The 14,374-nt window shown below is 36.3% G+C and carries 9 protein-coding genes; all 9 read right to left on the bottom strand.

Annotated features, from left to right (window positions below; all coding sequences use genetic code 11):
* Positions 1 to 8: 8 nt before the first annotated feature.
* On the bottom strand, positions 9 to 1,847 hold the full coding sequence (locus tag SPPN_RS03005; RefSeq protein ID WP_000120574.1) for a beta-glucoside-specific PTS transporter subunit IIABC: 1,839 nt from the start codon (positions 1,845 to 1,847) through the stop codon (positions 9 to 11).
* 17 nt (positions 1,848 to 1,864) lie between these two features.
* A complete protein-coding gene (gene licT, locus SPPN_RS03000; RefSeq protein WP_000584530.1) occupies positions 1,865 to 2,704 on the bottom strand; it encodes a BglG family transcription antiterminator LicT in 840 nt (279 codons plus the stop codon).
* A 299-nt stretch (positions 2,705 to 3,003) separates the two neighbouring features.
* Positions 3,004 to 5,787, bottom strand: a complete 2,784-nt coding sequence (locus SPPN_RS13770) for a TOTE conflict system archaeo-eukaryotic primase domain-containing protein (protein ID WP_000268100.1) — start codon at positions 5,785 to 5,787, stop codon at positions 3,004 to 3,006.
* Between the two features lie 271 nt (positions 5,788 to 6,058).
* Positions 6,059 to 6,862 (bottom strand): Fic/DOC family protein, encoded by an 804-nt coding sequence (locus SPPN_RS02990; protein ID WP_001183271.1) that lies wholly within the window; start codon positions 6,860 to 6,862, stop codon positions 6,059 to 6,061.
* A gap of 356 nt (positions 6,863 to 7,218) precedes the next feature.
* Positions 7,219 to 7,785 carry a hypothetical protein gene (locus SPPN_RS02985; protein ID WP_000253751.1) on the bottom strand — a complete coding sequence of 189 codons (567 nt, stop codon included), beginning with the start codon at positions 7,783 to 7,785 and terminating at the stop codon, positions 7,219 to 7,221.
* A complete protein-coding gene (locus SPPN_RS02980) occupies positions 7,775 to 9,118 on the bottom strand; it encodes an AAA family ATPase (protein WP_000778677.1) in 1,344 nt (447 codons plus the stop codon). The genes SPPN_RS02985 and SPPN_RS02980 overlap by 11 nt, the downstream gene beginning before the upstream one ends.
* A gap of 106 nt (positions 9,119 to 9,224) precedes the next feature.
* A complete protein-coding gene (locus tag SPPN_RS02975) occupies positions 9,225 to 11,876 on the bottom strand; it encodes a valine--tRNA ligase (RefSeq protein WP_000032162.1) in 2,652 nt (883 codons plus the stop codon).
* A 126-nt stretch (positions 11,877 to 12,002) separates the two neighbouring features.
* The gene (locus SPPN_RS02970; RefSeq protein ID WP_001002884.1) at positions 12,003 to 13,004 is read right to left on the bottom strand and encodes a virulence RhuM family protein; all 1,002 of its coding nucleotides are present in this window, start codon (positions 13,002 to 13,004) and stop codon (positions 12,003 to 12,005) included.
* Between the two features lie 31 nt (positions 13,005 to 13,035).
* A complete protein-coding gene (locus tag SPPN_RS02965; RefSeq protein WP_001085116.1) occupies positions 13,036 to 14,277 on the bottom strand; it encodes a helix-hairpin-helix domain-containing protein in 1,242 nt (413 codons plus the stop codon).
* Positions 14,278 to 14,374 lie beyond the last annotated feature (97 nt).

Genomic DNA, 14,374 nt, shown 5'->3' with positions numbered 1-14,374 from the left:
TTCCTCCATTATAATATTACCAGTAATTCCTTAGAATGCTCGATTGTCTGATTATTAGGTAATACTAATACATCTAGAAAATCGTTGGTATTCGTTACAATTACTGGTGTAACTGTTTCGTAGCCTTTACTCTTGATTAAATTTAAGTCCATTTCAAAAATCAACTGATTTTTGAAAACTCTGTCTCCTTCTTCTACATGACTAATAAAACCTTGACCTTTTAGCTCAACAGTATCTAATCCAATATGAATTAGTAACTCAACACCCTCATCACTCTTCAATCCAATTGCGTGCTTAGTCGGAAAAATATTTGTAATTTTCCCATCAAATGGTGCATAAACCTTACCCTCACTTGGGATAATCGCTACTCCGTCTCCAATTAGTTTATCTGAAAATGTTTTATCCTGGACATCGCTTAACGGAATGATTTCTCCTGATATAGGAGAAAATATCATTTTTTTATTTGAAACTCCAACTTCAACTTCTAAATTGCTAGAACTCCCTTCTTCATCGATTCCAAATATATAAGCTAATACAAAGGTAATAACAACCGAAATGACTGCCACAATTAAAGCATTTACAATATTTGATGGCACATCAGAATAAATAAATTGAGGCAACGCTATCAAAGCTGGGACAGCAAATAGATATGCTTTAACACTAGTAAGACCTGCAAATAATCCCGCTAATCCACCACCAATCATAGCTGCATAAAGCGGTTTTTTATATTTTAAAGTCACACCATATAATGCAGGTTCGGTAATCCCTGCAAGTAAGGCTGAGAAACCTGCTGCAAAAGCAATTTGTTTTGTATTATTATTTTTACTCTTTAATGCAACAGCCATCGAAGCAGCCCCTTGAGCTAAGTTTGACCCTAACATTGCTGGAAGAATTAATACGTCTGGAGTAGCAATAGATGCCGCCAAAAAAATAGGTGCAAAAGCCCAATGCATTCCAGTCATAACAATAAATGGCATAATAGCGCCAAGAATAGCTAATGTAAGCCATCCAGCTACACCATACATTTGCCCAACTAGATTTGATAATCCTTCACCAACAATTACTCCAATAGGTCCGACTACAACTAAGGCAATACAGCTTGATACTAATAATACTAGCGTAGGTTGCAAAAAACTCTTAGTAACAGCTGGTGTTAATTTAGCAATCATTTTTTCAATATATTTCATCAACCAAACCATAATAAGAATTGGAACGACTGACGAACCATAACTAGCTGGTGTCACAGGTACACCAAATAAACTAAGAGGATTCCCTGATTGCACCATTTGAACAAAATTTGGATGGAGAAGTACACCTGCTACAGACATAGCTAATGTAGATGTTACTTTTAATTTTTGTGATGCAGAATAAGCTAATAACAGCGGTAAGAAATAATATGGAGCATCCCCAAAAAATGTCAAAAAAGCAATAGTCTGAGAATCTGATTGCAATATACCAAGCATTGGTAAAATAATTACCAAGACTTTCAGCATACCTCCCCCTAACATTGCTGGAATGATTGGAGTCATGGAACCAGCGATATATTCAATGATTCTTTCTAAAATATTCCCTTTGTGCCCTTGATCAACTGAATCTGTTTCAAAATTGCCAAGTTTAATGAATTCTTTATAATAATTGGCTACATCATTACCAAGTATAATTTGATATTGCCCATTCTTTTTCATAATACCTATTACACCTGGTATCTTCTTCACATCATCATCATTGACTAAATTTTCATCTTTTAATTCTAATCTTAAACGTGTTACACAATGGGTAACTCTATTGACATTTTTTTCGCCTCCAATTACATCGAGGATTTTTTGTACTGTATCTTTATAACTCATGGTATTCTCCTATTCTATTAATCTAAATTTTTTGTTAAACGACGAATATGAGCCATCAAATAAACTAATTCACTAGAAGTCAGCAAATAATTGTACTCAGTTTGTATAAACATTGCCACCTGTTCACCACATTCATATTCTCTAGGATATTTATTTTTCATTAATGCTAACAAGTCTTCATCATCATCGTCACAATAAGTTGTATTTTCAACCAAGCGATGGGCAAATAATTTTATATGAGTTATGAATCTATAATAATCAATAGAATCTTGGTTAAACTCAGTACAATAGAAATCTTGAATGATTTTCTCAATTCCCATAATTATTTCAGTGATTTTATACGACTCTTGAAAATTATTTTCTAAATTAGCATTAACAAAATGTAGCGCTATGAATGCAGCTTCGTCAATTGGAAGTTCAATACCTAACTCTTTTTTTATTATTTGTAAAGCCCTTTTCCCAAGCTCAAATTCTTCTTTATAATATTTCGAGATTTCCCAGCGTAGGGGATTCGAAATAATAATCCCTTCTTTATAACGTTCTATGCTCGAAGAAATATGATCCGTTAAATTAATATAGATAATTTCATCAAAATTATTACCCAATGTTATTTTACCTAGGTTAATTATTTTTTCGGTAATGTACACCAACTCCAAAGGAACGTTAATAAACATCTCTGTAAAACGGGTCATATTATCTCTATTTTTGAGAAAAAAACTTTTCTCAATATCAATTGGATTTACTTTATCTCCAATTTTTCTTCCAAAAGCTATTCCCCTTCCAAAAAGAAGAATATCGATATCTTTTTTACTTTGCGCAATTACGGCATTGTGGTTTAGTATTCGTTTTATGATCATAAAATTTCCCTTTTAAAATAAAAGGAACCTACTTAAAAACATCAAGAAACTTCTTCTGATGTGATTAAATAGGTTCCTGCTCACTTGTATTAGTGATAACATCCTTTTATTTCAATTTTTAATGGTGACATGAAGCTTAAATAATTAATAACTCTGTAACCGTTTTTATTTTATGATATTTCAATCTATTTGTCAAGTACTTGTAGAAATTTTTTTATTTTGTGTGATTCGAATGTGAAAATGTCAACAGCCTCACTAAAGAAATGAAAATCATACATAGAAATTTTTAAAAGTTTTCTCTATCGTAAACCTGCCACTAGTTCAGAAGCTATACTAGCTGATTCCAAACGTAATATGGTCATTTCATCTACCTTCCCTAATAATGGCATTGCGCCATACCAAACAATGGTCTTGTTTACCAAAAGAATAGGCGTGACTATTTTTGATTGAGTAAAAGATACTTTAATTTTCTGGCTCTTCAACTGGTCTAGCCATGCTTTATTTGCAACCGTCTCTGGTATACATATCTCAATTTGACTAATCCTAAATTCTTTTAGAAAATTCATCAGTTTTGTCTGGTGCACATAAGGTAAAATAAGCAGACATTCCTGTCTTTCCCCTGCCAAGTCCTCTCTCAACACCTTCTCATATCTACTATCAACATAAACGAATTGTTTCTCCTCACCCTCGATGACACGATAATCCATCTTTCGATAAGCTACTTGTCGTTTCTGAAACATCTTTTCTAAATAAGGAACATGAATATCCACATAATCGAAAATCCGCACCAAAGACTTATCCTTGTAGTTTCTATGAATCCGACCTGCATACTGAATTAAATTATTTTTCCAAGAAAAGGGTGCTGCCAATATAAGCGTGTCTAGCTGAGGCAAGTCAAAACCTTCGCCAATGTATTTTCCAGTAGACAATAAAACAAACCCTTTATCTAACTGTTCTAACGTCTCCATTAAACTTGTTCTATCTCGGACTTTGGTTTTTCCGCTAATAATATAACAGTCATCAACCTCTTTCTCTTTCAATAACTTTTCAAAGACATCTATCTGTTGAATTCGATTGACTAGAACCAAGATATTCCGCCCTTCTGCCACTTGGTCTAGAATATCCTTGATAATCAACTGATTCCTCACTGAGTCAGTAGCAATCCAATCACTAAGCTGTATAAAATTACTTGCTTTGGTCTTTTCAATCTCCAAATGACCAAAAGAAGTGAATCTTAATTGCAATTGCCGTTTAAAATCCGTTTCCCTCTTATCAGCAGTATGGAGTATCTCACCAATTCTCTGAAAAACAATAGGCTCATGACCATTCTTACGCTCAGGCGTAGCCGTCAAACCGTAAAGATACTTCCCTCTAAACTGAGCAACAACTTTTTCAAACATCAAGGCAGAGACATGATGACACTCATCCACAATCATCATCTCATACTCATCCAAAAGACTTTGACTATTTTCCAACTTAAATAGAGATTGGATCATAACGACATCAACCAGTCCACTCAACCATTTCTTAGTCCCACCGTACTGCCCGACATAGCCTATTACCCTTTCACGACCTGATGGCGTATAACGGGTAGCTTCTTCCTCTTCGAAAGTCAAAAAACACTTTAGGCGATCCAGCCACTGGTCTAAGAGTTGCCTATTATGAACTAGGATAATTGTTTTTGTTTTCCGTTCAGAGATAAGAGCAGCACCTAAAACGGTCTTTCCAAAACCGGTCTCCGCATGAAGTAAACCATTTTCTTTAGAAGTCATATCTGACAGGGCTAACTCTTGCTCAAAAGTGAGTTCTCCCTTAAATTCCACTCTAATAGACCTTTGTACCTTTCTCCTATCTTCCACAGATCCCTGCTCATACTCAATGAAAATCAAAGAGCAAACTAGGAAGCTAGCCGTAGGCAGTACTTGAGTACGGCAAGGCGAAGCTGACGTGGTTTGAAGAGATTTTCGAAGAGTATTAAATTTATCTTGCAATGGATACAGCAAACCTCTTGGCAGCCATAAATAATGATCGGATTCTCCAAATAAATACATTCGCTCAGGAATTTGATAGGTTGGCTGTCGCATAGCCTGCTTTAAATAAAATTCGGGATTAGAAAATGAAGCCATATTTTTCAAGAAAAACAGTGTCTTGGGTGTCACAGACGATTTTTCAAGTTGGATCATATTGGATAAGACGACCTTCAACTCCTTATCCAATTCTTCCTTACCTAACTCCTCTTGGATTAACAGTGCCACTTTAGCAGTTGAAACCCTCTGAATTTCTTGTAGATACCTCCATTGGTCTTCATAAGGCTGAAACTGTTCATCCACAAAGACCGTTCGCCCTTGATGATAAGCTTCTCCTTGAAAAGGAAGGGCAATCAAATTACCAAATCCACCTTTAGGAAGAACATCCTGATTTGGAAACATGCGATCAAAAGAATCAAAGGACAGTTGCATACTTTCCTGCATTGCCAGTTCTAACAGTTTCTTTCCAAACAAGCGAGCCTCTCGACTCGGAATCGCTTCCTCAAAGAAGAACCAAATATGGAGTCCGTGACCCGAACGAGAAATCTCTAAATGGGCTTCCATCTGGCGTTCCCTGGCTATTCTTCGAATGGTTAAACCAGCTTCTTTCCAATCTCCTTCATCCAAATCAAGTACCAAAAAATAACAGCTATCATCTAAGTGCATAGGAAAGATACCGATAGCTGTCTCCCCACGAAAATGAGATTTCAAAACGGAATCCGTCAATGTCTGGAAACTCCGTTTTTCAGGTGACAACTGCTTCCAACCATAATCATAGGATGGAAAATACTGAATTTTCCCTTGATCATTGATAAAACTCTTAGCATAAACATCAAAACGGCCAGCAAACACGGAGGTAAACAATTGTAATTTTTCTTGCGTCGTCAAGTGACTACTTTGAAGTTGGAACATCTCCTCGAACCGAGAGCGTTCCATAACAAACTGACTCTTGTCTTTAAGACGTTTACACAAGAAAAACTCACTATCCCCATTAAAAGAAGAAAAGACATCAAGTACTTCTACCACAATTCCATCCAAAGACACAAAAACAGCCATAACAATCACCTCCTTGATTCCTATAGGCTGATTATAACAAGAATAGCTGAAATTGTACACGAAAATAAAATCCTAATAGTACTCATTTTGTATGTGGCTAATATTCCGTCTCGCTCCGGAATGTACGAGGTAAATAGAGTTTAAACGAGCAGTCTATAAAATTCAAAAAACGCATATTATCAAGTGACCTAAAACTTTGATGATATACGTTTTCTTGTGAGAATATTTGCTTCATTTTTTCCTAAAATTCAATGTTTACTCAGTATTAGGATTATGAAAAATCGAGGTCTAAATCTAGATACATTTTTTCTGAAGACAAATCATTTTGACCACCGAACAAGAGATTTTCAAAAAAAGCTGTTAAAAACTCAGGACGTCGCTGTAAAATCTTTGCATTATCTAATACCAAGGCATCACGAAAATACTTGGCATGTTGCTGAAATGGTGTATTATCAATATCAAAACCAAACTCACGAAGATACTGAATCAAAAAGACCGTTACTGTCCGAGTGTTTCCTTCGCGAAATGGATGAATCTGCCAGATTCCTGAAATAAAATGCTGGATTTGTTTAACCACATCCGCCTGAGTTAGTGTCGCATATGCAACTTGTTTTTCCTGATTAAAATCATAATCCAAGGTCATTTGAATCATGGAGTAATCAGAGTACACAACACTTTCACCATTCAAAACAGGTTCATTCCTTGTGATATTGGTCTGACGAAATTGCCCCACCGGAATAGAGGGTTCAAATATATCTTGAAACAACTCCTTATGAATAGCAAGTAAGGTCGCAGGACTAAAGCTAAAGCCTCTTCGAGACAATAGTTCTACAATACGTAGAGAAACCAAGTCTGCCTCTTCCGTACTTGCATCAATAGTATGGTGATAAGCCGTTGCATCCTCATAAACCTGCTCGTAAGTCAGTTCACCCCGGGACTGTTTCTCAGCCAAAGATTCCATATACGCTGATGGCACTAGATTGTCAACTTTCTGCAGACCAAAACCTATCCGCCATAAGTCACGCTTAGCTTCATAAGACAAGTTTGGGTTGTCAATGTTGTAAGTTGGTTGCATAGAAATATCCTTTCAATTGTTTTTCTGTGTCATCGGTAAATGGTGAAATTGGGGTGAACTATAAAAAACATTCATAATAAGTTCTATGAAGAAGTAATAAAAGAGTTATACTCAACATCCCATGCACTCATTTGTAATGCCTTTTGGATGAATGGTTTGATTAAATGAATAATTCTAGCTTGCATACTTATCAAACTCATAGGATACACCACTCTGAACTCGTTGGTTTGTTCAAATCCCCCAACACCTGAGAAGAAACTGCAATGTTGTACTTCTCAGAGCGGTTCGAACTTAGAGGGGTTGTTGTGTAGTGAGCTGGTTTTTAATCAAAGCTATAAAATTTTAGTATTTTAATTTTAACTGACTAAATTATTATTCTCTATAAATTCTATAAATTTTTCAGGGGGATATTTAAAAGATTCAATTCCATAAAAATCTTCTAAAGCCCTAAAATTTTCAACTTTATAAGGTGACTTACCACTTATTTTTGCCTGATGTTGTCTAATTTCATTTAAATGTCTTTTACCTTTTTGTGATTTAACTACAGTAACTGTCACTATTTTTTTATAATCAGTTTTTTGCAATCCATAAAAATTTTCTAGTAGGAACAAACTCGATAATATTTTAGCTCTAACGTTAGCATATGGAATATTTTTTGAATTCTTAAACTCTATTAAATATAATTTACTATCAGCATCTACAGGAAGAAGAGGCAGAATTGTATCTACAGATTGCCATTTATCAAAGCTATGTTTTTTAAAAATAATTTCTGAAATCTTATCAAAATTATAACAAGTATATTTAGAGTTTACCAAATTATAGTTAGAATCAGAATCATATGAGCAGGTTTTAATATCGCTACGACATTCAGAAAATCTAATATTAAAATCATGTAATATAGAGAAAATTATTTTACTCACCATCAAAATCCTCCGCTAGCTCCTCAAGGCGATTTAAAGGAACATACATTTGCTCATAAATCTTATCAATCGAGTCAGTAACATCTTCAATAGAACTATTAGCAAGATAATACTTAACAGAATCATTTGTATCATTTTTTTTGCTAAATATATCAATCGCTTCAACTAAATAAGGACTATGGGAATTGATTAAGATATGTAATCCAAATTCTTTCTGAAGTAATACTATAATTTCAGCAAATTTCAATTGCCATTCTGGATGTAAATGGACTTCTGGTTCATCTAAAATGAGTGTCCCATTTTCTCTAATCACACCATTTTCTAAAAGAGATTTAATTAAATAGAACGTTTTCATACCTGAAGAATAATTGATTATATTAAGTTTTTTTTCATCTTCCTCATCTTCTGAACTATTAACAATATCAGTCTTCAATATATGATTTATTTCATTAAACACCAAATTTAATCTGTCAGTTATCTTAGCTCGTAATGTGTAAGTGTTGTTTCTTTCATCTCTAAGCTGCTCCATTAAATGAGCATTATGATCCAATTTTAAATCAATTTTATTTAAAAATTCATTTAAAAATTTAGTTGAAAATTTATTTAAAAATTTAGTTGAAAATAAATTTTCAACTATTGCAGCAGCATCATCTATGTATACTACATCTGTTTTAAAATTTATCAATTTATCTGCAGTAGCTCTATTTTTGTTAACTTCAACATTTATTTGTTCATCTTTTATTCTTAAAGAAATTAGTCCTGTCAATGGGTCGTATATATTATTTATTTGATTATGAAATTCATCAGTTAAATGAGCAGTTAAAATTTGGTTAAAGATAGATTGGTCTGACTGAGATAGAATTTCTTTTATATTTTCAGATAAAACATTTAGGTCCAAATCCTTAATATTTAATACAAAGTATTTTGAATTTCGTTTATTGAATTCATTAATTGATTCAATGATACTCTTCTTAAGGGATTCGTTATTATGTTCACTATAATTTTTATCAAGAAATATCAATAAATTTTTTGAAATGATTTTTGTCAATTCTGTATAAAGGAAACTCGGAACGATTCTTCTAGCAATCCCTATTTCAGAATTATTTTTACGATTCATTTCGATATCAGAGAGATAGTCTTCTAAAAAATCATTAATTGCTTTAGTTCGATCGTTAGAAATTTTTTTTATAACATCATAATTGGCACTAAATATTGAAAATAAAGAACGACTTATTGTACTTTTTCCAGTGCCATTTTGACCTGCAATAACTGAAATTCCATTTATTTCAATTTCTGCATTCTTTACATTACCTATATTTTCTATTGTTAGTTTCATATATATTCTCCTTTCACCATGGAGGCAGTACTATCAGTTTAACACAAACTACATAAAAAAGCAGGTGTGAGGTGTAAATCATCTTCCAAGTATATCTCACTTCACACTACTTCACCAACTTCTTCATATCATCAATACGTGCAACTGTCGCGTCGTATTTGGCTTGGTAGTCGGCTTGTTTGTCGCGTTCTTTTTGGACGACTTCTGGTTTAGCATTGGCGACGAAGCGTTCGTTAGAGAGTTTCTTGCCCACCATATCTAGTTCTTTTTGCCATTTAGCCAGTTCCTTGTCGAGACGAGCCAGTTCTTCTTCGACATTGAGGAGGTCTGCCAGTGGCAAGTAGATTTCTGCTCCTGTGATGACGCTTGACATTGCGAGTTCAGGTGCAGGGATGTTTGATGCAATTTCCAAGTGTTCTGGATTTGTGAAACGTTTGATGTAGTTGACATTGCTGTTAAAGAAGGCTTCCAAGTCACTATCGCTAGTCTTAACAAGGATTGTGATTGGCTTACTTGGTGCTACGTTTACTTCCGCACGCGCATTACGAACGGCACGGATCAAGTCTTTGAGACTTTCCACACCAGTGTGAGCCGCAAGGTCTTCAAAGGCTAGATTAACAGTTGGGTATGCAGCTGTCACGATAGAGCCTTCTGAGATTTGTCCAAAGATTTCCTCTGTCACGAATGGCATGATCGGGTGAAGGAGACGAAGAATCTTATCCAAAGTATAAAGGAGAACAGAACGCGTGATGACTTTCTCTTCTTCGTTGTCACTATAAAGGACTTCCTTGGTCAACTCAACATACCAGTCCGCAAACTCATCCCAGATGAAGTTGTAGAGGATGTGTCCAGCCACACCAAACTCAAACTTGTCAAAGTTGGCAGTTGCTTTTCCGATGGTTTCATTGAGGTTGTGGAGAATCCAGCAATCTGTGACATTTCCAGCTTCCTTGTTGTCAACTTTTTCCACATTGGCAGTTGCTTGCTCAAGGGTCAAGCCTTCATTGTTCATGAGGATGTAGCGAGAGATGTTCCAGATCTTGTTAATGAAGTTCCATGAAGCATCCATTTTCTCGTAAGAGAAGCGCACGTCTTGGCCTGGCGCAGAACCGTTTGAAAGGAACCAACGAAGGGCATCGGCACCATATTTCTCGATGACATCCATCGGGTCAATCCCGTTACCGAGAGATTTAGACATCTTGCGTCCTTGCTCGTCACGGATGAGACCGTGGATAAGCACGTTTTGGAATGGCTGACGACCAGTAAATTCCAAGGATTGGAAGATCATACGAGACACCCAGAAGAAGATGATGTCGTAACCTGTTACCAAGGTTGAAGTTGGGAAGTAACGTTTGAAGTCTTCTGAGTCAACATCAGGCCAGCCCATGGTTGAGAATGGCCAAAGGGCAGAACTGAACCAAGTATCCAAGACGTCTTCGTCCTGAGTCCATCCGTCACCTTCTGGAGCTTCTTCGCCAACGTACATTTCACCCTCAGCATTGTACCAAGCAGGGATTTGGTGACCCCACCAGAGCTGACGAGAGATTACCCAGTCATGGACATTTTCCATCCATTGGAGGAAGGTATCGTTGAAACGAGGTGGGTAGAATTCGACCTTGTCCTCTGTGTCTTGGTTGGCAATGGCGTTCTTAGCCAAATGGTCCATCTTGACGAACCATTGAGTAGACAAGCGTGGTTCAACCACAACACCAGTACGCTCTGAGTGACCAACACTGTGGACACGTTTTTCAATTTTAACGAGGGCACCGATTTCTTCCAACTTAGCAACGACTGCCTTACGAGCTTCAAAACGGTCCATGCCTGCAAATTCGAAGGCTAAGTCATTCATAGTACCGTCGTCGTTCATAACATTGACTTGTGGCAAGTTGTGACGTTGACCAACCAAGAAGTCGTTTGGATCGTGGGCAGGTGTAATTTTCACGACACCAGTACCAAACTCAGGATCTGCGTGCTCATCACCAACGATTGGGATCAATTTATTAGCGATTGGCAGAATAACGTTTTGACCAATCAAGTCCTTGTAGCGTGGATCTTCTGGATTTACCGCAACCGCAACGTCCCCAAACATGGTCTCAGGACGAGTTGTTGCCACTTCAAGGGCGCGTGAGCCGTCTTCCAGCATGTAGTTCATGTGGTAGAAGGCACCTTCGACATCCTTGTGGATAACTTCAATATCAGAAAGGGCTGTGCGTGCAGCTGGGTCCCAGTTGATGATGAATTCACCACGATAGATCCACCCTTTCTTGTAAAGGTCCACAAAGACCTTACGAACAGCTTTTGACAAACCTTCGTCAAGAGTGAAACGCTCACGAGAGTAGTCTACAGAGAGCCCCATCTTACCCCATTGTTCCTTGATAGTAGTGGCATATTCGTCTTTCCATTCCCAGACTTTCGTCAAGAAAGACTCACGACCCAAGTCATAGCGGGAAATACCCTCGCCACGCAAGCGCTCCTCAACCTTAGCCTGAGTGGCAATCCCCGCGTGGTCCATCCCTGGAAGCCAAAGGGTATCAAAACCTTGCATGCGTTTTTGACGGATGATGATATCTTGCAAAGTCGTATCCCAAGCGTGACCAAGGTGAAGCTTCCCAGTTACATTTGGTGGTGGAATCACGATTGAATAAGGCTTAGCCTTTTGGTCTCCTGAAGGCTTGAAAACATCGGCATCAAGCCATTTTTGGTAACGACCAGCCTCAACCTCGGCTGGATTGTATTTAGGTGAAAGTTCTTTAGACATGTGTTTGTCCTTTCTAGTTAATATCTTTAAATAAAATTAGTATGTAGAAGATATGCCTTGATTCAGCACATCTGATTTTTTCAGTATCTTCTATTAGTAAAAAAGAAACTGTATAAAAATTTTACATTAACTTTCTCTCATTATCTTCAGAATATGTTTATCAAAGTCCGATATAATTTTTTGAGTTCGGTTAAATTTTTCATACTCTTGGATGGCTTTTGAGTCTGCTTGTTTCTTGGAAATGCTTCCTTTTCCTTCTAAGATTTCATATTCATTAAAGGATAGAAAGCGATCAATACTATCTGCCAATCCTCGCATTGTAAACGTATTACGGCGCTCAACTAAACCCTCGATATAATCAAAATAGGCTGTAACAGTTCGCTCTAGTTGTCGAATTTCTTTTTCTTGCAAATAATTTTTGGCTACCGTTACATCTGATTTGAGCACTCGTCCATCAGGTGCATGTTTCCAAGTAGTTAATCCCATTTTTTCTTTACTAGCATCAGCTTGCTGATAGATAATTTCTGCAGCCGTACTTCCAGTAATTGCATAATGAAATTTATTTTGCACCATAGCATAGAAGTTTTTAGTAATATCCGAGTTTCGATCATAATCTATGGCACATTCGGCAAAGATATCCGTAATTTGTTGATAGATTCGGCGCTCGCTAGAACGAATAGAGCGAATTCGTTCTAAAAGTTCACGGAAATAATCTTGTCCGAAAACTGTCTGTCCTTGTTTCAAGCGTTCATCATTCAAAACAAAACCTTTGATGATAAATTCTTTCAAGGTCTTGGTTGCCCAAATTCTAAATTGAGTAGCCTTGCTGGAATTTACGCGATAGCCAACTGAAATGATAGCATCCAGATTGTAATATTCAAGTTCACGTCGGACAGTTCTATTTCCCTCTTGTTGAACCTGTGCAAATTTTGCACAAGTTGACACCTTATCCAACTCACCACTATCATAAATGTTTTTTAAGTGCTTTGTAATGACACTTCGTTCAACTCCAAAGAGCTCTGCAAGACCTTTTTGAGTCAACCAAAGATTTTCATCTTGTAAAAGGATATCTAGCTGAACGTCGCCATTTGGTGTAGTATACAGGATGAAATTAGAAATTTCATTCAAGACAATTTCACCTCCCCCCTTCCATAAACAATTACTTCTCTTTCTTAAACTTTATGCCGTTTTCTTTCAGCTTTTTAACGGTTACAGGACCAATTCCCTTCAAAGCGAGAACTTCTTTTTCAGTCCATTTTTTGAAATCTGAAGATGTACGAATCCCATTTTCAACAAAGATGCGAACAAGATCCATCCGGATTCCCTTCATTTTTTCCTCGCTCATAAAGGAGTACCAGTCTGTAACCTGGGATAGATTTCTTAACACACTGGAATGATTCGAAAATACTGGTTTACGACGGAATTTCTTGGCTTCTTTTGTTAAAAATTCTGTTAAGATAATATTTTCTTGTAAATAGTCAAGCAGAGGATACAAACTAGCTTGTAGCGATTCAACTGAATTTGGACAATAGCATTCTTGTTCTTCAATGTCTAAAATATTGAATTGCCAGTCTTTCTCTATGAAGAATTCAACAGCTTCATCATTGATTTCCACTAATTTTGCAAATAGCTGACTGGCTTCCTCAATTTTTCCTTGAGAAAAAGCAGAGATGATGGCATGAATAAGGATGGTATCATCCCGCTTTCCTTTATTTAATTCTTCACAATAGAAACGTTCAACCTTTAATTCCTGACCAGTAATATGATACAAGGAAAGCATACAGAAGACAAAATTAGGAGGAAAACGTTCTGGTCGCTTACTTAAGTATAAGTTAACCAAGTCCAAAGCCTTAAAGTAAAATTTTTCTGTCATATAATATTCAATCAGAAACATCAGAGCAGACAGGATAGGGCGAGCTTCAAAATAATTCCAACTATTGTATCCGTTCATTTTCCATTTTTCTAAAACTAGAACTTCAAAATCCAGTACTTTTTTAAAGGTTGGTAAATCAAAATCTTTAACTTCTGATAAGAATAAGTGAAAATCAGCCGCAAAATAATCTGGATTGATCTTTAAAACTTGCTTTAACAGTTTATTTCGCTTTTGTGTATTTGGAGTATGCATAGCTTCTCTAAATAAAGCGTGATCCTGATTCCAATCAAAAGTCCTATTTTTTAGTTGGTAATTGATTAGCTGGACATCTGGATACTCTCCATGTTCATCAGCATATTGCATCACTGCTGTATGTAGTTCATCGAAATTTTGAATTTGTCGACGTTCTACAAAAGTTGGTTTTTTAGCCATTATTTCTGTCCAAGCAGCCTCTTCTTCAGAAATAATTTTGATATCCAACTTTTGCTGGCGTTTTAATTCTTTTTTTCTATTTTTCTTTTTAGCCATCTATTTTCTCCTCTAACTCATTCTTCAATAGACCCGACTCAACTGGCTTAGATATCCTTTGGGACTCAGCTACAGGCTTGAATGGGAAATCTCAGTT

Source organism: Streptococcus pseudopneumoniae IS7493 (assembly GCF_000221985.1).
Lineage (GTDB): Bacteria > Bacillota > Bacilli > Lactobacillales > Streptococcaceae > Streptococcus > Streptococcus pseudopneumoniae.
The sequence above is the reverse complement of the archived record's forward strand: the minus strand, read 5'-3'. Positions and strand labels throughout refer to the sequence as shown.

Bases quoted from the DNA above. Each gene is read 5' to 3' on its own strand.
- SPPN_RS02975 (WP_000032162.1), bottom strand. From the start codon at position 11,876: ATGTCTAAAGAACTTTCACCTAAATACAATCCAGCCGAGGTTGAGGCT.
- SPPN_RS02980 (WP_000778677.1), bottom strand. From the start codon at position 9,118: ATGAAACTAACAATAGAAAATATAGGTAATGTAAAGAATGCAGAAATT.
- SPPN_RS02990 (WP_001183271.1), bottom strand. From the start codon at position 6,862: ATGCAACCAACTTACAACATTGACAACCCAAACTTGTCTTATGAAGCT.
- SPPN_RS02965 (WP_001085116.1), bottom strand. From the start codon at position 14,277: ATGGCTAAAAAGAAAAATAGAAAAAAAGAATTAAAACGCCAGCAAAAG.
- SPPN_RS02985 (WP_000253751.1), bottom strand. From the start codon at position 7,785: ATGGTGAGTAAAATAATTTTCTCTATATTACATGATTTTAATATTAGA.
- SPPN_RS03005 (WP_000120574.1), bottom strand. From the start codon at position 1,847: ATGAGTTATAAAGATACAGTACAAAAAATCCTCGATGTAATTGGAGGC.
- licT (WP_000584530.1), bottom strand. From the start codon at position 2,704: ATGATCATAAAACGAATACTAAACCACAATGCCGTAATTGCGCAAAGT.
- SPPN_RS13770 (WP_000268100.1), bottom strand. From the start codon at position 5,787: ATGGCTGTTTTTGTGTCTTTGGATGGAATTGTGGTAGAAGTACTTGAT.